The sequence below is a fragment of the Enterococcus italicus genome (assembly GCF_023743875.1).
GTDB classification, from domain to species: domain Bacteria; phylum Bacillota; class Bacilli; order Lactobacillales; family Enterococcaceae; genus Enterococcus_G; species Enterococcus_G italicus.
Window position 1 is genome coordinate 1,378,183 of sequence record NZ_JAMRVB010000001.1, and the last position, 19,079, is coordinate 1,397,261.

The window sequence follows — 19,079 nt, forward strand, 5'->3', positions numbered from 1 at the left end:
AAAGAAGCATAGGAGCGTAACGGATGAATGAAGTTGGGCAAGATCGCATTCCGCCACAAGATATTGAGGCAGAACAAGCTGTTTTAGGTGCGATTTTTTTAGATAATGACACCATCATTGATGCCATGGAGATTCTTGAACCAAGAGCCTTTTATCGCCGTGCGCATCAAATTATTTTTCAAGCAATGATCCAATTAAACGATCGTAACGAAGCGATTGATGTCATTACGTTGAAAGCAGAACTAGAAAGTATACAGTCATTGGAAGATATCGGTGGCATCTTGTACTTAACAGAGCTAAGTCAAGCGTCACCTTCAGCAGCAAGTATTAGTTATTATGCGAAGATTGTCGATGACAAAGCTGTGTTGCGTAATTTGATTCACACAGCCAATCAAATCGTAACCAAGGGATTTGAACAAGGCGAGGATGTTCAATCAATCGTCGATGATGCAGAACGTAGTATTTTGGAAGTAACGGAAAAACGCAACAGTTCAGGCTTTAAGTCGATTGCCGATGTCTTAAATACAGCAATTGAAAATATTGATCAGCTGGCACAACAAGGTGAAGCAATCACAGGGTTACCGACAGGGTATCAAGCGTTGGATAAAATGACAGCTGGCTTGCATCAAGAAGAGCTGATTATCATAGCGGCCAGACCTGCTGTTGGGAAGACAGCTTTCGCCCTAAACATTGCGCAAAATATTGGGACTAAGACCGACCAATCAGTGGCAATCTTTAGTCTTGAAATGGGGGCAGAGTCGCTGGTCAATCGGATGCTCTGTGCAGAAGGTTCGATTCAAGCAGGGAATCTGCGGACAGGTCAATTGACTGATGAAGAATGGCGCTCGCTGATCGTCGCTATGGGAAGCTTATCGCGTGCCAATATTTACATTGATGATACGCCAGGGATTAAAATTTCTGAGATTCGTGCCCGTTGTCGTAAATTGGCACAAGAAAAAGGCAATTTAGGACTCATTCTAATTGATTATTTGCAACTAATTGAAGGGACTGGTCGTGAAAGCCGTCAACAAGAAGTATCGGAAATTTCAAGACAGCTAAAGAAATTAGCGAAAGAACTAAAAGTCCCAGTGATTGCTTTATCGCAGCTTTCTCGGGGAGTTGAGCAAAGACAAGACAAGCGACCTGTTTTAAGTGACATCCGTGAATCAGGGTCAATTGAACAAGATGCGGATATTGTGGCTTTCTTATATCGTGAGGATTACTATGAACGCGAAGGCGATCAAGATGAAGATCACGAAGAAAAAGAAGTGAACAACAAAGTAGAAGTAATCATTGAAAAAAATAGAAGTGGCGCACGAGGTACCGTTGAGCTACTTTTTATAAAAGAGTACAACAAATTCTCCTCACTATCATTAAGGGAAGAGTTTGCGTAAGTGTGTATCCATAGGGGAGTGTGAGAGTTTTTCACGCTCCCTTCTTTTTTACCTAAATTCTAGCTGATAAGAGAACAATTAGGTACCAACCCATTAATGTTCGTATTTTGGTGTATTTTTGCAATGCATATGCTTCAACATTCGATTATTGCTTGAATTTTATACAAAAAATTGCTACAATGTTTTGGGAATACAACAAACAAAGAAAGAGGTATTCATATGTCATCAGTAGTAGTAGTTGGAACGCAATGGGGCGACGAAGGAAAAGGGAAGATTACGGATTTTCTTAGCGAAAATGCAGAAGTGATTGCTCGTTATCAAGGTGGGGACAATGCAGGACATACCATTAAATTTGATGGCGTGACGTATAAATTGCATCTGATTCCTTCTGGTATTTTTTACAAAGAAAAAATTAGTGTCATTGGTAATGGGGTCGTAGTCAATCCTAAATCGCTAGTGAAAGAGCTTGCTTATTTAGCAGAACATCATGTCGACACTGACAATTTACGAATTTCTGATCGCGCACATGTGATTTTACCTTATCATATAAAATTAGATCAATTGCAAGAAGAGGCAAAAGGCGTCAATAAAATCGGTACGACTAATAAAGGAATCGGCCCAGCTTACATGGACAAAGCTGCACGTGTAGGTATTCGGATTGCTGACTTATTAGACAAGGAAATCTTTGAAGAACGCCTACGTGCGAATTTAGAAGATAAAAATCGGCAATTTGAGCGTATGTTTGATTCTGAAGCTTTAGCATTCGAAAATATTTTTGAAGAATACTACGAATACGGCCAACAAATTAAAAAATATGTAACCGATACTTCGGTGATTTTAAATGATGCTCTCGATGAAGGAAAACGAGTTTTATTTGAAGGTGCTCAAGGCGTTATGCTGGATATTGACCAAGGAACGTATCCATTTGTGACTTCTTCTAATCCTGTAGCCGGTGGTGTAACAATCGGTAGCGGTGTAGGTCCTTCAAAAATTAACAAAGTGGTAGGTGTTTGTAAAGCTTACACTTCACGTGTCGGCGATGGTCCCTTCCCTACTGAGTTATTTGATGAAATTGGTAGTCAGATTCGTGAAGTCGGCCGTGAATATGGCACGACAACTGGCCGCCCACGTAGAGTTGGTTGGTTTGATTCCGTTGTTATGCGTCACTCTCGTCGCGTGTCAGGTATTACTAATTTATCACTGAATTCAATCGACGTCTTAAGTGGGTTAGAAACAGTGAAAATTTGTACAGCGTATGAGCTAGATGGTCAATTAATTTACCATTACCCAGCAAGCTTGAAAGAATTGCAACGCTGCAAGCCAGTCTATGAAGAATTAGCTGGTTGGTCAGAAGATATTACAAGTTGTAAGACATTAGCTGACTTACCGGAAAATGCGCGCAACTATGTCCGTCGCGTATCGGAATTAGTTGGTGTACGCATTTCGACGTTCTCTGTTGGACCAGATCGGACGCAAACGAATATTTTAGAAAGCGTTTGGTCGCAAATATAAGCATAAAGACTAGAAAATCCGGAAGTCGATTCTTAAACTTTTGGCTTTTCTTTTTTTTCGTTCATGCTGTCTTGCCATGGCAACAAATGTATCAAGTCCATTTTTCACCTTTCTGTCAACTATTCTGATTAGATCGAGAAGTGAGTGCCTCTTCTGTTTCTTTTTTCAACTGTTTCTTTATAGTAAAAGAAAGGGAGTGAGTATAGGACAAAGTTTATTTTAGGAATCAATCATTTAGGTATGACTGTACCTGATATGGATGAGGCGACGAAATTTTTCAAGGAAGCGTTCGGTGCTAAGATTGCACATGATGGCTTAACACTAGCGGACGAACCCGCACGAAGGGGAGACGGTCGAAAGACAACTAGGGATTCCTCAAGGGGGAAAGATTGTCCGTCAACGGATGATTGTCATCGGCACTGGTCTAGGCATTGAGCTATTTGAAATCAAAGCAGAGCCCCAACGCCAGCCAGTTGGCCTTTCAGATTATGGCATCAATCATCTATCCATTTTTGTTAGTGAGATTGATCCTGCACTAGAACAAGCCGTCAAAGCTGGCGCAACAGCCCTTTCAGAAATTCATGGGAATTCCCGATATGAAGATACGCCAGGTAATGCTAGTGTGTACGTCACGGCACCATGGGGAGGCTTAATTGAGCTACAATGTATCCCGAATGGCTACTACTATCCAACATCAAGCGAAACAAAAGTATGGATACCACCGAAGAAAGAATGAAATATGCAAAAAAATAAAACCAATAATTATTTTTGATAAGAAATGCTTTCTAGGATGAAAATGAAGCAAATGAAGTCAAAAAGGGATGATTTTCGTGGCGTTCGATGCTTTTTTTCATCTAGTAGTTGTTGAAAAAGTAAAGTATTTTGTTTTTTTTAAAACAGAAGTTATTGTCGAAAAGCAAATCCAGTTCATTTCATCGTTTTTCTTGTTACACTATGTCTATAGTAACGAGGAAAGAATATCCTCGATGAAAGGGAGTATTGATTATGGGACTCATTTGGTCATTAATTGTAGGTGCTATTATTGGTGTGATTGCTGGTGCGATTACAAATAAAGGAGAATCAATGGGCTGGATTGCAAATATTATCGCTGGTTTAGTCGGTTCTGCAGTCGGTCAAGCAATCTTTGGTAGTTGGGGACCTTCACTAGCTGGAATGGCTGTCATTCCATCAATTATTGGTGCTGTGATTGTCGTCGCTGTTGTGTCATTCTTCTTAGGAAGAAAATAATCGCATAAAAAACGGTTAACTCTAGATAGGTTCAGACACCTTTTTTGAGAATGTCTGACTGTCGAAAGAATCGTAAGTAAAAAGCCATCAATCCAGTATTTTCTCTGGATTGTATGGCTTTTTGTTATGCGTACAATTGAGCGACACGGCTCTGTACGTCTGGATTTTCTAAAAATTCATCATACGTCGTTTCCGCACGGTCAACAACACCTTTATCAGATACTGCAATAATACGGTTTGCTAACGTTTGAATAAATTGGTGGTCGTGTGAAGCAAATAGCAATGAGCCAGTAAAGGACATTAAGCCATCGTTTAAAGCGGTAATGGATTCTAGGTCTAAATGGTTTGTCGGATCATCTAATACCAAGACATTGGCTTTAGAGAGCATCATTTTTGATAGCATGCAGCGAACTTTTTCGCCCCCCGAAAGAACATTGACCGATTTTAATACTTCATCACCGGAGAAAAGCATTCTTCCTAAGAAGCTTCTTAAGAATGTATTGTCGTCTTCTTCTTTGCTTGCGTACTGGCGTAACCAATCAAGAATGGTCAGATTGCTAGCAAATTCACTACTTGTGTCTTTCGCTAAGTAAGCCTGACTAGTCGTTACACCCCAACGAACAGAGCCAGTATCAGGAGTCAAATCACCCATAATGACTTTAAAGAGTGTCGTTGTTGTGATGTCATCTTTGGCAACGAAAGCGACTTTGTCATCTTTATTCAAGGTAAATGAAATGTTGTCTAAGATTTTTTTGCCATCAATCGTCACGCTGACATTTTCGACTTGCAATAAGTCATTGCCGATTTCACGTTCTGGCTTAAAACCAACAAAAGGATAGCGACGAGAAGAAGGCTGAATATCATCTAAGGTAATTTTGTCGAGCATTTTTTTCCGAGATGTTGCTTGTTTTGACTTCGATGCATTGGCACTGAAGCGCGCGATAAATTCTTGCAACTCTTTGATTTGCTCTTCTTTTTTCGCATTGGCATTGGCTTGTAGCTTGGTAGCTAATTGGCTAGATTCTAACCAAAAATCGTAGTTACCGACGTATAGTTTGATTTTGCCAAAATCTAGATCGGCCATATGCGTACATACTTTGTTTAAAAAGTGGCGGTCATGTGACACAACGATAACCGTATTATCGAAGTTAATCAAAAATTCTTCCAACCAATTAATGGATTGGATATCTAGTCCATTGGTAGGCTCATCAAGTAAGAGAACATCTGGCTTGCCAAATAGGGCTTGTGCGAGCAAAACTTTTACTTTTTGGCCGGCTGTTAATTCTTTCATTTTTACGGAATGCAATTCTTCGGGGATATTTAATCCTTGCAACAAGACTGCTGCTTCAGGCTCTGCTTCCCAGCCATCTAATTCGGCAAATTCGCCTTCTAGCTCAGCGGCACGAATGCCATCTTCATCACTAAAATCTTCTTTCATATAAATGGCATCTTTTTCTTTCATGACGTCATATAGACGCTTGTGCCCCATGATAACTGTCTCAATTACAGGATATTCTTCAAAATCAAAATGATTTTGTCGCAATACGGCCAAACGTTCATCAGGTCCTAATGAAACATTCCCTGTTGACGGTTGAATATCACCTGCTAAAATTTTTAAGAAGGTTGATTTTCCTGCACCATTTGCACCAATTAATCCATAACAATTTCCGGGCGTAAATTTAATATTTACATCATCAAAAAGTTTGCGATCTGAAAAGTGCAAACTCACATCACTTACTGTAATCAACGCATTTCCTCGCTTTATCTATATTTGACCGCAGTCTTATAAGATTATAGCGGTCGTAGTCAAAACTTTCAAGGAAATCCCCTGATTTGTCACAGTTTTACTTTTTATCTGATGCTAAACTGTTCATCCAATAGGTTTGATCGCTATTTTCAAGGTAAATCACAATTTTGTCGGTTTTTCCTTCTTCTTCATCAATATCACGTGCAACGCCACGAACGACGTAGTGCTTGCCACGACCGGTTAGTTTTAGCATGTCACCCGTTCTTGGGATATCGTCAATTTCACTATCAACAAAATGTTTGGTATATAAGTCAATAAAACGTACTTGATACATGATTTCTCCTATCTTTTTCAATTTTTTTTTATTCATTCCCCAATACAATTAGTGTAAACGTTTTACACTTTTCTGTAAAGGCTAACAAATAATGAAAAAAAGCTGAGTGAAGGAAAACAAATTGTCTCTTTCACTCAGCGTAGGATTAATGGCGAATTTGGCCCTCACCATAAATAATGTATTTAATTGACGTCAATTCGTGTAAGCCCATTGGTCCTCGAGCGTGAATTTTTTGCGTGGAAATGCCGATTTCTGCACCAAAACCAAATACATAGCCATCGGTAAAGCGGGTAGAAGCGTTGACATAGACTGCGGCAGCATCAACTTCTTTGAGAAATGTTTGCGATGCAGCATAATTATCGGTAATAATCGCTTCAGAATGTTTGGTATTGTACTTGTTGATATGTACAATGGCATCTTCTAATGTATCGACGACTTTGATAGCTAAAATATAGTCTAAATATTCCGTCGACCAGTCTTCTTCGGTGGCAAGTGTCGCAGTTTTTAAATAAGCCATTGCTTGTTCGTCTGCGTGAATCTCGACTTGCTTTTCCACCAATGCGGCTTCAATTTTTGGTAAAAAGGCTGCGGCTACTTGGCGGTGAATCACTAAGGTTTCCATTGCGTTACAGACGGATGGTCGTTGAACCTTGGCATTGATGATGATTGGGATGGCCATCTCTAGTTGGGCATCGCGATCGACGTATACATGATTGTTCCCAGTACCCGTTTCGATGACGGGCACGGTCGCTGTTTGTTTGACTCTGCGAATGAGACCTGCACCGCCTCGAGGAATGAGAACATCTAAGTAATCGGTTAGTTGCATGAGCCCTTTAGCCGTTTCGTGTGACGTATCTTCTACAAATTGAATGGCATGAGGGGCGACTTGCTCAGCCACTAGGACATCTTGCAGAATTTGGACTAGTTGTTGATTAGAGTGGAAGGCTTCTTTTCCTCCTCGTAAAATGACCGCATTCCCAGATTTAAAGCAAAGACTAGCTGCATCCGTCGTGACATTTGGTCGTGATTCATAAATGATCCCAATTACGCCTAGTGGGACACGTTGTTGACCGATAAGTAACCCATCTTCATTTTTCCACATTTTGTCGACGTTGCCGATGGGGTCTGGTAGCTGGGCTACTTGACGCATGCCATCTGCCATCGCTGCGATGCGCTCAGGTGTAAGGCGTAGTCGGTCTTTCATCACTTCACGCACTTGGGTATTTTCTAGGTCTAGCTCGTTGGCTTTTAAAATGTCGGCGGATCGTTGTTCGAGCGCGTCAGCCATCTTGTGTAGTAGCTCATTTTTCTTCGTTGTTTCCATTAATCCTAGCTGATGAGCGCTCGCTTTTGCTTGTTTACCGAGTGTTTGTAAATCTGTCATGGTCATTCCTCCTTAAATAATGTGCCAACTGCCTGTCCGTCTAAAATGGCAAAAATCACTTTGGGGTGTTTGCCATTTGCTAAGACCATCGCGCTGTTCGTTGCTAAGACGCGTTGCGCTGCTTTTAGTTTACTCGTCATGCCACCTGTACCATAGCGGCTACCTTTTCCTGTCGCTTTTTCCAACAATTCAGTAGTAATTGTTGATATATGCGGGTAAAGTGTGGCATCTGGGTTGGTCAAAGGATTATCAGAGTAAAAACCATCAATATCAGAAAGCATGATTAATAAATCTGCTTCCACTAATTCAGCGACAATGGCTGACAACTGATCGTTGTCGCCAAATTTTGTTTGATGATCGAGTTCTTCAACGGCTACGGTATCATTTTCATTGATGATTGGGATAATATTCATTTGAACGAGCTGTTCCAACGTGTTCATCACATTTTGGCGACTAGTAGGAAATTCAACAATGTCACGTGTGAGCAACAGTTGGGCTGTTTGTTGGCTATATGTCAAAAAGCGTTGGTTGTAGATATCCATCAAGGCAGCTTGGCCAACCGCGGCAACGGCTTGCTGTTCGGGGATAGCTGAGGGACGTTTTTGCATATGCAGCTTGTTCATACCAACGCCAATCGCGCCGGAAGAGACTAAGATAATTTCTTTCCCTTGATTGCGTAAATCACTCAGGACAAAAGCGAGCTCATCAATGCCGGCTAGGTTGATATTGCCATTGGGATACATAAGGGAACTTGTGCCAATTTTTACGACAATGCGTTTGGCATCTTTTAACGTGTGACGCATGGGTGCACCTCAAATTCTCATTTTTCTAGTATTTTTCTCATTTTACCTAAAAAAAGTCGATTCGTCATGTAGGTTTTCTTAAAAAAATTGTAAATTGAAAGTCAGATGTTTTTTTTTGCATTTTTCCCCGTATTATGAGGAGAGAGTGTACAATAAGAAGAGAATCATGATTGAAAAAATAGAGGGCTTATTTATGATAGAATAAGACCAATCGTTTAGTAGGAGGACCAAGTAGATTGGAAAAAAAACGCGGATTTGAAGTGATTTCCACTTACAAAAATAAAGATATTCAGTTGCCCACGCGCGCAACGAAACAAGCAGCAGGCTATGATTTTGAAGCAGCGGAGGATGTCGTTATCCCAAGCTTAATCAAACATGTGCTTCATTATAAATTAGCTGACAAAACACAAAAAGGCATCAAGCCAACGTTGGTTGCGACTGGCATCAAAGCCTATATGGGAGCTGATGAGTATTTGCAACTAGCGAATCGATCAAGCAATCCTTTGAAGCGCTTTTTGTTACTAGGCAATGGCATTGGTGTGATTGACGCGGATTACTATGGCAATGATGCAAATGAAGGCCATATTATGTTCCAATTTTTAAATATTGGCTTAACGGATGTGGTCATCAAAAAGGGTGAGCGAATTGGCCAAGGGATATTTTTGCCATTCTTAAAGGCAGACAATGATCAAGCACTGCAAGAACGCACGGGTGGTTTTGGCTCATCAGGTAAATAAGGAGGAATAGATGGCAAAAAAAGCAAAGACTCAATTTGAATGCCAACATTGTGGCTACATTTCTCCTAGATACTTAGGAAAGTGCCCGCAGTGTCATAGCTGGAATTCGATGGTAGAGGAAAAAGTACAAGACACCTCTGACCGCCGTGCTCGAACAACCATCACCGGTCAAAAAATGAAGCCGACACGCCTCGCCGATGTAGTGCCTAAAAAAGAGCCCAGGGTGCAAACTGATTTGACCGAGCTGAATCGGGTCTTGGGCGGTGGTGTCGTGCCCGGATCATTAATTTTACTTGGCGGTGATCCAGGAATTGGAAAGTCAACGTTGTTATTACAAGTTTCTCAGCAGCTTGCCGCGACAGGTGGCACAGTATTGTACGTTTCGGGCGAAGAGAGTGCTGAGCAAATCAAGTTACGGGCTCAACGTTTGGGTGTCATTAATGATGAATTTTATTTGTATGCTGAGACAGATATGTCTGATATTCGTAAAGCAATCGAGGACTTGGCGCCGCAATATGTGATTATTGACTCCATCCAAACCATGACGCAACCAGATATCACAAGTGTGGCAGGCAGCGTCAGCCAAGTCCGTGAAACTACCGCCGAACTATTGAAAATTGCTAAAACAAACGGCATCGCTATCTTTATTGTCGGCCATGTGACCAAAGAAGGCTCGATTGCTGGCCCGCGAATGCTTGAGCACATGGTAGATACAGTGTTGTATTTTGAAGGGGAGCAACATCAGAGCTTCCGTATTTTGCGGGCGGTCAAAAATCGCTTTGGCTCGACCAATGAAATTGGTATTTTCGAAATGGTAGAAGGTGGACTACGCGAAGTGGCGAATCCTTCACAAGTCTTTTTGGAAGAACGGCTAGCGGGTGCGACGGGATCTGCGATAGTGGTCGCGATGGAAGGAAGTCGTCCAATCTTAGTCGAGATTCAAGCCTTGATCACACCGACGATGTTTGGCAATGCCAAGCGGACGACTACAGGTTTGGACTTTAATCGGGTGTCGTTGATTATGGCGGTGCTGGAAAAACGCACAGGGTTACTGTTACAAAACCAAGATGCTTATCTAAAAGCGGCTGGTGGTGTAAAATTAAATGAACCAGCCATTGATTTAGCAATTGCGATGAGCATCGCGTCAAGCTACAAAGAAAAAGGAACCAATCCGACCGAGTGTTTCATCGGTGAAATCGGCTTAACAGGTGAAATTCGTCGCGTCAACGCAATCGAACAACGTGTCAAAGAAGTAGAAAAACTAGGGTTTAAAAAAGTCTATTTACCAAAAAATAATTTGCAAAACTGGGAGCCACCGACCTCTATAGAAATTGTCGGCGTAGCAACCTTGTCAGAAGCATTAAGGAAAGTTTTTTCTTAAAATAAAAAGAATGGAGGGAAGCACGTGAAAAAACGAGTAGTCAATATATTCATGGCCCTCGCTGGTGTGAGTTTAGGCTTATCTATTTTACCGTTAGCTTGGAGAGCAATCGGTGTCGCGCAAAATCAATGGTTAAACAACAATATTACAAATAGTATTATCGGTGGACTTATTTTTTATTTATTCTCTTTGTTAGTGGCAGATTATGTGCTGCGTATTATTCGAAGAACGGAAGAAAAGCTGAGTGAATTTAGCTTGCCCTATATTCTTTTTGGCGCCACAGGAGTTATTATTGGTTTATTAATCGGAGTTATTGTTTCGATTCCTTTTTTTAATTGGAATGTTCCTTTTGTAAATAGTGTGGTTCCGGTTGTGTTAATGAGTATCCTGGGGTACTTAGGCTTTCGCATGGGGACGACACGGATCGATGAATGGCGGAAAATTTTCATTACCAAGCCAAAGAAAACCGAAGACACAGATGCGCAACTTTTGGATCGCAAAAGCAACGAACACTTTCGCAAGTACAAAATATTAGATACGAGCGTCATTATAGATGGGCGAATTTATGATATTGCCAAAACAGGCTTCATTGAAGGCGTGATTTTGATTCCAAACTTTGTCTTGTATGAGTTGCAATACATTGCTGATTCAGGTGACAGCCTTAAACGCGTGCGTGGCCGTCGCGGCTTAGATATTTTAAATGCGCTACAAGAAGAAGATGGCATTGAAGTAGAGATGTATGAAGGGGATTTTGACGATATTGCAGAAGTAGATAGCAAGCTATTGAAGCTAGCCAAATTACTTGATGGCGTCGTTGTGACCAATGACTTTAACTTAAATAAAGTCGCATCGTTTCAAAATGTTCCAATCTTAAACATTAATGCCTTAGCCAATGCCGTCAAGCCGGTCGTGATTCCAGGTGAAACCATGCAAGTTTTGGTGGTCAAAGCTGGGACAGAGCGCCAACAAGGGGTCGCTTATTTGGATGACGGTACGATGGTAGTCGTCGAAGATGGACAACACTTTATGAATGAACGCATTCAAGTTGTCGTGACCAGCGCGCTTCAAACAGCTGCTGGCCGGATGATTTTTGCAAAACCAGACCATGCCACAAGAGGCATCAGTAATTCAGAAGAAAAAAGCAATCATAAACCAAATAAAAAGTAGAAAACCAAGGAAGGTTGTTCAGTTGACTTTACTATTCAGGCTAATGAATGTACAATTCAATTGAACAGCTTTTTTCAAAGCGATTGTTTTGTTTATCAAGAAAGATAAATGAAAAAATGAGTTAAAGGAAGAGGAACGACATGACAAAAGTACGCGTACGTTACGCACCAAGTCCAACCGGTCATTTGCATATTGGCAATGCTCGGACTGCATTATTCAACTATCTATTTGCCCGCCACAATGATGGAGAGTTTATCATTCGGATTGAAGATACTGATCAAAAACGCAATATCGCTGATGGTGAAAAGAGTCAATTAGAGAACTTAGCATGGTTGGGGATGGACTGGGATGAGTCACCGCAAAAACCAGGGAATTATGGTCCGTACCGTCAATCAGAACGCAAAGAAATTTATCAACCTTTAATTGACCAACTTTTAGCAAGTAATTTGGCTTACAAGTGCTACTGTACAGAAGAAGAATTAGAAGCTGAACGTGATGCACAGCGCGCGCATGGCGAAATGCCTCACTATGGTGGAAAGTGTGCGAACCTTTCACCAGAACAACAAGCAGCTAAAGAAGCGGCTGGCTTAAAGCCTGTCATTCGTTTCCGCGTACCAAAAGGCAACGAATACCGCTTCCATGACATGGTCAAAGGCGAAATCGTCTTTGAAGCGGAAAATGTCGGTGGCGACTTTGTTATTCAAAAACGTGATGGCATGCCAACGTATAATTTTGCGGTAGCAGTAGATGATCATATGATGAAAATTACGCACGTCTTGCGCGGAGATGATCATATTGCCAACACACCAAAACAATTGATGATTTATGAAGCGTTTGGTTGGACACCACCAGAATTCGGCCACATGACGTTGATTATCAACGCAGAAACAGGGAAAAAATTAAGCAAGCGTGATGAGTCGATTCTTCAATTTATCGAACAATACCGCGAGTTAGGCTACTTACCAGAAGCTATGTTTAACTTTATTGCCTTACTAGGTTGGTCGCCAGTGGGAGAAGAAGAAATTTTCTCTAAAGAAGAGCTGATTAAATTATTTGACTACGAACGATTAAGCAAATCACCTGCTGCGTTTGATGGCAAAAAGTTAGAATGGGTCAACAATACGTACATGAAGAAGATGGATGTGGCGAAACTTACGGATATGTGCTTGCCATACCTTGTCAAAGCCAATGAATTGTCAGAGCCTATCACAGAAGAGAAGAAACAATGGTTAGAAAAAATTGTTGCCTTGTATCAACCACAAATGAGCTACGCACAAGAAATTGTTTCACTATCACAACTATTCTTTGAAGAGCATCCGACATTGGATGACGCAGCGAAGGAAGTCCTAGCTGGTGAAACAGTACCGACCGTCCTAGCAGCCTTTAAAGAACAACTAGAACAAATGGATACGGTCGATGCACCGACTGTGAAAGCAGCTATCAAAGCTGTCCAAAAAGAAACAGGAGTAAAAGGCAAAAATCTCTTTATGCCGATTCGCGTAGCAGTGTCGGGTCAAATGCATGGACCAGAACTACCAAATACTATCGAATTACTAGGCAAAGAAAAAGCCCTCGCTCATTTAAATCAAGTCTTATAATCAAACACTGAGAACAGACGAAGTACGACTTCTTTTCTTACAGAGAGATTGCGTTAGCTGAAAGCAATTAGAGAAGATAAGGAAATGCACCTGGGAGTGGTTTTGGCGCAAGTCAAAAACGGCGATAGACCGTTAACTATTTGAGGCAGAGTTACTCTGTAAAAAAAAGTGGAACCACGCGATAGTTGCGTCTTTTGCATAAGAATTTCTTGTGCAAAAGACGCTTTTTTAATAGACGAAAAAACAAAGAAGGTGAATGAATGAATTGGTTTAAGCGAGCAGTGCAGGCAGCCAAGGAAAATGATCCCGCAGCTAGAACGACACTCGAAATTTTGCTGACATACCCAGGAGTCCATGCGTTATTTTGGCATCGACTGTCTCATTTTTTGTACCGCCATCACTTGTTTTTACTAGCTCGTATCCATTCACAATTTTGGCGTTTTATGACCGGAATTGAAATTCATCCTGGGGCGCAGATTGCTCCTGGTGTCTTTATTGATCATGGAATGGGTGTAGTAATAGGTGAAACGACTGAGATAGAAGAAGGGGTCGTATTATTCCATGGTGTGACCTTAGGCGGTACCGGCAAACATACCGGCAAGCGCCATCCCACAGTAAAGAAAAATGCTGTGATTTCCTGTCATGCACAGGTCCTAGGCCCAGTGACCATTGGCGAACGTGCCAAGATTGGTGCTGGTTCTGTGGTTATTCATGATATTCCAGCTGATGCGACGGCTGTCGGCGTCGCAGCAAAAGTGGTGCGTTTGAAAGGAGAGAAACTAGTAGATGATTCAAATTTATAATACCTTAACTCGTAAAAAAGAAGTCTTCCAGCCAATAGAAGAAGGAAAGGTAAAGATGTACGTCTGTGGCCCAACTGTCTATAATTATATCCACATTGGCAATGGACGCAGCACGGTGTCTTTTGATACAATTCGCCGGTACTTTGAATACCGAGGATACGATGTGACCTATGTATCGAATTTTACCGATGTAGATGACAAAATTATCCATGTGGCCAAAGAAGCAAATGAGACAGCCTTAGAAGTAGCGAATCGATTCATCGCTGCTTTCTATGAAGATACAGAAGCACTGCACGTTAAAAAGGCGGACATCAATCCGCGTGTGATGGATCATATTCCAGACATTATTGACTTTATTTCCGTGCTAATCGATAAAGGATATGCGTATGAAGCGCAAGGGGATGTCTACTATCGCACACGCAAATTTACAAAATATGGCCAATTAAGTGATCAATCAATCGATGAATTAGAAATTGGTGCTAGCCAACGCACAGGTCAAGAGCAACAAATCAAAGAAGACCCATTAGACTTTGCGTTATGGAAAGCAGCCAAAGCAGATGAAATTTCTTGGTCTTCACCATGGGGAGCAGGTCGTCCTGGGTGGCACATCGAATGTTCGGTGATGGCGACGAAGCATTTGGGCGAAACGATTGATATTCATGGTGGAGGGCAAGACCTAGAATTCCCGCATCATGAAAATGAAATTGCGCAAAGTGAGGCCAACACTGGCAAACCATTCGCCAACTACTGGATGCATAATGGCTACGTGACGATTGGTGAAGATGATCAAAAAATGAGCAAATCGCTCGGAAATTTTGTGACAGTCCATGAATTAGTCAAAGAAGTAGATCCGAAAGTATTGCGCTTCTTTTTAGCAACGACGCAATACCGGCGACCAATCCGCTATTCTCAAACAACCTTAAAAGAAGCGGCGACTAATTTGCAGCGCTTGAAAAACACGGTCGATAATGTGGTATTTCGTCAAGAAAAAGCAGTCGCTCAACTAGCAAGCGATGCGGACAAGCTTACTGAGTTGGCCAAATTAGAAGAACAATTTATCACGGAAATGGATGATGATTTTAATGCTGCAAACGGTATTACTGTGACATATGAATTAGCTAAATGGTTAAATATTTACCTAGAGCAATCAGATGTCTCACAAGCTGTCTTGGCACAAGGATTGTCCCAATTAACAAGCTGGCTAGAAATATTTGGTATCGAGTTTACGAATGAATTAGTCGACGCAGACATCGAACAGTTGATTGAACAACGCAACCAAGCACGAAAAGACCGTGATTTTGCACGAAGCGATGAAATTCGCGACCAATTAAAAGAACAAGGAATCGTATTAGAAGATACCGCACAAGGAACACGATGGAGAAGAGAATAATGAGAGATTATCGACAATTAAATGGATTGGCATTGGCGTATGTTGGTGATGCCATCTATGAAGTCTACGTTCGGGATTACTTAATCCAAAGCGGCTTGACGCGCCCGAATCAATTGCATAAGACAGCGACTCACTATGTCTCAGCAAAAGCGCAAGCCAAGCTTATTCAACAAATGAACGAACAAGAATTACTGACAGAAGAAGAGCAAGATATTTTTCGTCGTGGTAGAAATAGTAAAAGCTACACAAGTGCCAAAAATGCCGATATTATTACGTATCGCATTTCGACAGGATTTGAAGCCTTGATGGGCTATTTACATTTGACAGGCCAAAAAGAACGATTGGAAGAATTGGTGCAGTGGTGCATTGAAAAAGTAGGTGAAGAAAATGGCTAGAAACTATAAGAAAGAGTCAAGAAACGTTGGCAATAAAAAAGATACCCGCAAGCAAACTGTGCGTAAAGACAAAGAAATGACGGCAGAAGAATTAGCAGAGAATTTTGTATTTGGACACCATGCCGTAGTTGAAGCCTTAAAAAAAGGCCGGGGCAACAAATTATTTTTACTTGAGGATGCACGTGGTGAGCGCATTGATGAAGTCAAAGAGCTAAGCAAAGAGCAGTCGGTACCAGTGAAATGGGTACCCAAACAAAAACTAGAACAATATAGCCAACAAGGTGTGCATCAAGGGATGGTCTTGGCGATTACCCCTTACGAATACTTGAGCTTGGATGAATTGTTAGCAAAGAGTCCAGAAAAACCATTTTTTGTTATTTTAGACAATTTAGAAGATCCGCATAACTTTGGTTCTATTTTACGGACTGCTGACGCAAGTGGTGTGGATGGCATTATCATTCCTAAGCATCGAGCGGTAGGCATTACACCAGTAGTCGTTAAAACGTCGACTGGGGCGGTCGAGCACGTACCCATCGCTAGAGTAACCAATCTATCTCAAGCGGTCCAAACGCTAAAAGAGCGTGGATTTTGGACATTTGGTACAGCGATGGAAGGGACCAACTATCGTTCATGGAATAGCCAAGGTGCGATTGCCTTAATTATCGGCAATGAAGGCCGTGGCATGAGTGAAGGATTAAAAAAATCAGTCGATGAATTATTGACTATTCCAATGGTAGGACACGTACAGAGCTTAAATGCGAGCGTAGCAGCGGGCTTATTGATGTATGAAGCCTTTATGCAACGCTCGGATACCGGCACTAGCCTATGAAAAAAAATCTATTAATTGTCGATGGCTACAATATGATTGGCGCTTGGCCAGAGTTGGCCGTGTTAAAAAATCAAGATCGCATGGAAGAAGCACGCGAAGATTTATTAACACGGCTGTCCAATATGGCAAAATACGAAGGACTCGAAATCATCGTCGTTTTTGACGCCCAATTCGTACCCGGTGTGACGAAAAGTTACCAAAAATATCAGCTAGAGGTCATCTTTACTGAAGAAGGAGAGACAGCTGATAGCTACATCGAACGCATCGCCGGTGAAATGAACACCATATTGACCCAAGTCACCGTTGCGACAAGTGATTTAGCTGAGCAATGGGTCATCTTTTCACAAGGCGCATTGCGAACATCGGCTCGCGAACTCTACAAATCCGTCAAAAAAACAGAAAAAGATATTCGTCAGCATCAAAAAGAACTTCACTTTGAGCAGTACCGACGCAATTCACCATGGAACGAGCAACAGCTCTCTTCGCTTGGTGAGAAGCTCAAAGAACTGAGTCAAAAAAAAGAAAAACTGACCAAGAAAATGAGAAAAAAGGAATAATGAATATGGTAGGCTCTTCTCACTGAATGAGAGGAGTGAAAAAGATGCCATTATTCAATAGCGATGAAGAGTTAGAAGCGTTGTTTCAAAAGTATCAGCCAGTCGTATTAAGTTTGCAAGCGCAGTATTATGTTCGAGATATGTTAGAGGATGATTGGATACAAGAGGGGCGCATTATTTTTTACAAGTGTTGGACGGCGTATGACGAAGCATTTGGTAGTACGTTTGGCTCTTTTTATAAGCAAGCTCTCCAAAATCATATTTTCAGCCTGTTACGCAAACAAAAAGCAGTGAAGCGGCAAGCTGAGGTCAATGCCAGCTCTTATGAGAGTCTCACGCAAACGTATGGTGCGGAATTTTTCGATGCTGCTTTAGGCTGTGAAATGGATGATCCAATCAGTCGCTTGATTGTCAAAGATGTCCTTTCAGAGTATCCGACCTTTTGTGCGCCAATGGAAAGGCGTGTGCTGAATTTGTTCCTCCAAGGGAATGAAATTGCCGAAATTGCGGAAATCATGCACATGCATCCTCGATCGGTTGGAAGTGCATTTCATCGAGCATTACGCAAAATACGCCAAGAAATTTTTTAAAATATTTTCTTAGATGAAAAAAAATAATTGAAACCTTTTGAATTTTATGATAAAGTTGAATTTTTTGGTATTGTGTGGTACACTTAAGTTAGAGGTGAATGCGATGCCAACAACGTTAGCGACGATAAAAAAAGACATGGAATGTAAAATTGGGTGTGAATTGATGCTGGTTGCTCAAACTGGCCGTAAACGTCAAACCGAACGAAAAGGAATTTTAGCAGAAACCTATCCATCTGTTTTTGTTGTGGATTTAGATCCAGAAGAAAATTCATTCGAACGTGTGTCCTATAGTTACTCAGATATACTAACAAAGACCGTGGAAATTGAATTTTTAAGCGAAGCAATCTAACAAATTGAAAAAAGATGATAAAATCATCCTACATATGAAAAACGCCGCTGAACAGCTACTGTTTGGTGGTTTTTTTGTGTAGAAAGACGTGTTAAAAAAAACTTACAAAAAGTAAGTATTTTTAGTGGGCATTCTTTTTTTCAAGGTGTACGATAGGTTCATAGATAAGAAACAAACTTTAAAGGAGGAAGACAACATGGCAAACGTAACAATTTTTGGTAAAGGAAGTATGGGACAAGCAATTGGTAAAAACTTCGAGGATGCAGGAAATACTGTCGCGTACATCGGTTCAGAAACTGTAAAAGGTGAAGTAACTGTAGGAGAAATTGTTGTATTAGCTGTACCGTATCCTGCGGTATCAAGTATTTTAGCTGACTATGAAGAAGAATTAAAAGGAAAAATAATTGTGGACATTACCAATCCAGTCGACTTTGACACGTTTGATGATTTAGTAGTACCAGCGGATAGCTCAGCTGCGGCTGTCATTGCTAAAGCAGCGTCTGACTCAAAAGTAGTCAAAGGCTTTAATACAACCTTCCCGGCAACCTTAGCAACGAAAAAAGTAGCTGGCGAACATCAAACGACTGTCTTATTGGCTTCTGACGATCAAGAAGCAAAAGAAGCTGTAACGAATGCCTTAAACGGTAGTGACTTAGCTGTGCTAGATGCAGGTAGCTTGAAGCGTGCCCGTGAATTGGAAGCATTAGGATTCTTACAAATCTCATTAGCAGCCGCAGAAAAAATTAGCTGGACAGGTGGATTTGGTGTCTTTCACTAATCACTAGTAAGAATAGAAATAAATAAAATTTTGACCGAATTGGCTACTACGAAAAAGACCAGACCATCCCAAAGTTTATGACA

The 19,079-nt window shown here is 41.2% G+C and carries 21 protein-coding genes and 1 other annotated feature; of the genes, 17 read left to right on the plus strand and 4 right to left on the minus strand.

Annotated features, from left to right (window positions below; translation table 11 throughout):
• Positions 1-23 precede the first annotated feature (23 nt).
• The 5 genes from dnaB (at position 24) to NE257_RS06735 (ending at position 4,154) form a co-directional block, all read left to right on the plus strand.
• Positions 24-1,394 (plus strand): replicative DNA helicase, encoded by a 1,371-nt coding sequence (dnaB, locus tag NE257_RS06720; protein WP_251886060.1) that lies wholly within the window; start codon positions 24-26, stop codon positions 1,392-1,394.
• A 219-nt stretch (positions 1,395-1,613) separates the two neighbouring features.
• Positions 1,614-2,906 (plus strand): adenylosuccinate synthase, encoded by a 1,293-nt coding sequence (locus NE257_RS06725; protein WP_251854606.1) that lies wholly within the window; start codon positions 1,614-1,616, stop codon positions 2,904-2,906.
• A gap of 255 nt (positions 2,907-3,161) precedes the next feature.
• Positions 3,162-3,341: a VOC family protein gene (locus NE257_RS11760; RefSeq protein WP_350028887.1), complete on the plus strand. Its 180-nt coding sequence runs from the start codon at positions 3,162-3,164 to the stop codon at positions 3,339-3,341.
• Positions 3,310-3,642, plus strand: a complete 333-nt coding sequence (locus NE257_RS06730) for a VOC family protein (protein ID WP_251886061.1) — start codon at positions 3,310-3,312, stop codon at positions 3,640-3,642. The genes NE257_RS11760 and NE257_RS06730 overlap by 32 nt, the downstream gene beginning before the upstream one ends.
• A 269-nt stretch (positions 3,643-3,911) precedes the next feature.
• Entirely contained in the window at positions 3,912-4,154 is a 243-nt protein-coding gene (locus NE257_RS06735; protein ID WP_251851897.1) for a GlsB/YeaQ/YmgE family stress response membrane protein, read from the plus strand.
• Between the two features lie 124 nt (positions 4,155-4,278).
• Here the strand turns inward: NE257_RS06735 and NE257_RS06740 are convergent, their stop codons facing one another.
• The 4 genes from NE257_RS06740 to proB all read right to left on the minus strand — a co-directional run bounded on the left by NE257_RS06740 (position 4,279) and on the right by proB (position 8,422).
• Positions 4,279-5,901 carry an ABC-F family ATP-binding cassette domain-containing protein gene (locus NE257_RS06740; protein ID WP_251886062.1) on the minus strand — a complete coding sequence of 541 codons (1,623 nt, stop codon included), beginning with the start codon at positions 5,899-5,901 and terminating at the stop codon, positions 4,279-4,281.
• Positions 5,902-5,998: 97 nt separating this feature from the next.
• Positions 5,999-6,235: a hypothetical protein gene (locus NE257_RS06745; RefSeq protein ID WP_251886063.1), complete on the minus strand. Its 237-nt coding sequence runs from the start codon at positions 6,233-6,235 to the stop codon at positions 5,999-6,001.
• Positions 6,236-6,380: 145 nt separating this feature from the next.
• Complete coding sequence (locus NE257_RS06750; RefSeq protein ID WP_276532307.1) at positions 6,381-7,625, minus strand: glutamate-5-semialdehyde dehydrogenase; 1,245 nt, start codon at positions 7,623-7,625, stop codon at positions 6,381-6,383.
• The gene (gene proB / locus NE257_RS06755; RefSeq protein WP_007207799.1) at positions 7,622-8,422 is read right to left on the minus strand and encodes a glutamate 5-kinase; all 801 of its coding nucleotides are present in this window, start codon (positions 8,420-8,422) and stop codon (positions 7,622-7,624) included. The genes NE257_RS06750 and proB overlap by 4 nt, the downstream gene beginning before the upstream one ends.
• Positions 8,423-8,658: 236 nt before the next feature.
• Between proB and NE257_RS06760 the strand changes: the two genes are divergently transcribed.
• The 12 genes from NE257_RS06760 (at position 8,659) to NE257_RS06815 (ending at position 18,996) form a co-directional block, all read left to right on the plus strand.
• Positions 8,659-9,159, plus strand: a complete 501-nt coding sequence (locus NE257_RS06760) for a dCTP deaminase/dUTPase family protein (RefSeq protein ID WP_251854603.1) — start codon at positions 8,659-8,661, stop codon at positions 9,157-9,159.
• Positions 9,160-9,169: 10 nt separating this feature from the next.
• Positions 9,170-10,540: a DNA repair protein RadA gene (gene radA / locus NE257_RS06765; RefSeq protein WP_251886065.1), complete on the plus strand. Its 1,371-nt coding sequence runs from the start codon at positions 9,170-9,172 to the stop codon at positions 10,538-10,540.
• A gap of 24 nt (positions 10,541-10,564) precedes the next feature.
• Positions 10,565-11,707 carry a PIN/TRAM domain-containing protein gene (locus NE257_RS06770; protein WP_251886066.1) on the plus strand — a complete coding sequence of 381 codons (1,143 nt, stop codon included), beginning with the start codon at positions 10,565-10,567 and terminating at the stop codon, positions 11,705-11,707.
• A 140-nt stretch (positions 11,708-11,847) separates the two neighbouring features.
• A complete protein-coding gene (gene gltX / locus NE257_RS06775; RefSeq protein WP_251886067.1) occupies positions 11,848-13,305 on the plus strand; it encodes a glutamate--tRNA ligase in 1,458 nt (485 codons plus the stop codon).
• Positions 13,306-13,503: a binding site (T-box leader), on the plus strand.
• A gap of 62 nt (positions 13,504-13,565) precedes the next feature.
• Positions 13,566-14,108, plus strand: a complete 543-nt coding sequence (gene epsC, locus NE257_RS06780; protein ID WP_251886068.1) for a serine O-acetyltransferase EpsC — start codon at positions 13,566-13,568, stop codon at positions 14,106-14,108.
• Positions 14,092-15,498 (plus strand): cysteine--tRNA ligase, encoded by a 1,407-nt coding sequence (gene cysS / locus NE257_RS06785; protein WP_251886069.1) that lies wholly within the window; start codon positions 14,092-14,094, stop codon positions 15,496-15,498. The genes epsC and cysS overlap by 17 nt, the downstream gene beginning before the upstream one ends.
• A complete protein-coding gene (locus NE257_RS06790) occupies positions 15,498-15,893 on the plus strand; it encodes a Mini-ribonuclease 3 (RefSeq protein WP_251886070.1) in 396 nt (131 codons plus the stop codon). The genes cysS and NE257_RS06790 overlap by 1 nt, the downstream gene beginning before the upstream one ends.
• Entirely contained in the window at positions 15,886-16,722 is an 837-nt protein-coding gene (rlmB, locus tag NE257_RS06795; protein WP_251886071.1) for a 23S rRNA (guanosine(2251)-2'-O)-methyltransferase RlmB, read from the plus strand. Before NE257_RS06790 ends, rlmB begins: the two co-directional genes overlap by 8 nt.
• The gene (locus NE257_RS06800) at positions 16,719-17,279 is read left to right on the plus strand and encodes an NYN domain-containing protein (protein WP_007207790.1); all 561 of its coding nucleotides are present in this window, start codon (positions 16,719-16,721) and stop codon (positions 17,277-17,279) included. Before rlmB ends, NE257_RS06800 begins: the two co-directional genes overlap by 4 nt.
• Positions 17,280-17,323: 44 nt before the next feature.
• Positions 17,324-17,869 (plus strand): sigma-70 family RNA polymerase sigma factor, encoded by a 546-nt coding sequence (locus NE257_RS06805; RefSeq protein WP_251886072.1) that lies wholly within the window; start codon positions 17,324-17,326, stop codon positions 17,867-17,869.
• A 103-nt stretch (positions 17,870-17,972) separates the two neighbouring features.
• Positions 17,973-18,218, plus strand: a complete 246-nt coding sequence (locus tag NE257_RS06810; RefSeq protein WP_040366349.1) for a Veg family protein — start codon at positions 17,973-17,975, stop codon at positions 18,216-18,218.
• 196 nt (positions 18,219-18,414) lie between these two features.
• Positions 18,415-18,996, plus strand: a complete 582-nt coding sequence (locus NE257_RS06815; protein ID WP_251886073.1) for an NADPH-dependent F420 reductase — start codon at positions 18,415-18,417, stop codon at positions 18,994-18,996.
• The last annotated feature ends 83 nt before the right edge of the window (positions 18,997-19,079 follow it).

Coding starts and splice junctions, on each gene's coding strand:
- dnaB (WP_251886060.1), top strand. CDS start 24: ATGAATGAAGTTGGGCAAGATCGCATTCCGCCACAAGATATTGAGGCA.
- NE257_RS06725 (WP_251854606.1), top strand. CDS start 1,614: ATGTCATCAGTAGTAGTAGTTGGAACGCAATGGGGCGACGAAGGAAAA.
- NE257_RS11760 (WP_350028887.1), top strand. CDS start 3,162: ATGGATGAGGCGACGAAATTTTTCAAGGAAGCGTTCGGTGCTAAGATT.
- NE257_RS06730 (WP_251886061.1), top strand. CDS start 3,310: ATGATTGTCATCGGCACTGGTCTAGGCATTGAGCTATTTGAAATCAAA.
- NE257_RS06735 (WP_251851897.1), top strand. CDS start 3,912: ATGGGACTCATTTGGTCATTAATTGTAGGTGCTATTATTGGTGTGATT.
- NE257_RS06745 (WP_251886063.1), bottom strand. CDS start 6,235: ATGTATCAAGTACGTTTTATTGACTTATATACCAAACATTTTGTTGAT.
- NE257_RS06750 (WP_276532307.1), bottom strand. CDS start 7,625: ATGACCATGACAGATTTACAAACACTCGGTAAACAAGCAAAAGCGAGC.
- proB (WP_007207799.1), bottom strand. CDS start 8,422: ATGCGTCACACGTTAAAAGATGCCAAACGCATTGTCGTAAAAATTGGC.
- radA (WP_251886065.1), top strand. CDS start 9,170: ATGGCAAAAAAAGCAAAGACTCAATTTGAATGCCAACATTGTGGCTAC.
- gltX (WP_251886067.1), top strand. CDS start 11,848: ATGACAAAAGTACGCGTACGTTACGCACCAAGTCCAACCGGTCATTTG.
- epsC (WP_251886068.1), top strand. CDS start 13,566: ATGAATTGGTTTAAGCGAGCAGTGCAGGCAGCCAAGGAAAATGATCCC.
- cysS (WP_251886069.1), top strand. CDS start 14,092: ATGATTCAAATTTATAATACCTTAACTCGTAAAAAAGAAGTCTTCCAG.
- NE257_RS06790 (WP_251886070.1), top strand. CDS start 15,498: ATGAGAGATTATCGACAATTAAATGGATTGGCATTGGCGTATGTTGGT.
- rlmB (WP_251886071.1), top strand. CDS start 15,886: ATGGCTAGAAACTATAAGAAAGAGTCAAGAAACGTTGGCAATAAAAAA.
- NE257_RS06800 (WP_007207790.1), top strand. CDS start 16,719: ATGAAAAAAAATCTATTAATTGTCGATGGCTACAATATGATTGGCGCT.
- NE257_RS06805 (WP_251886072.1), top strand. CDS start 17,324: ATGCCATTATTCAATAGCGATGAAGAGTTAGAAGCGTTGTTTCAAAAG.
- NE257_RS06810 (WP_040366349.1), top strand. CDS start 17,973: ATGCCAACAACGTTAGCGACGATAAAAAAAGACATGGAATGTAAAATT.
- NE257_RS06815 (WP_251886073.1), top strand. CDS start 18,415: ATGGCAAACGTAACAATTTTTGGTAAAGGAAGTATGGGACAAGCAATT.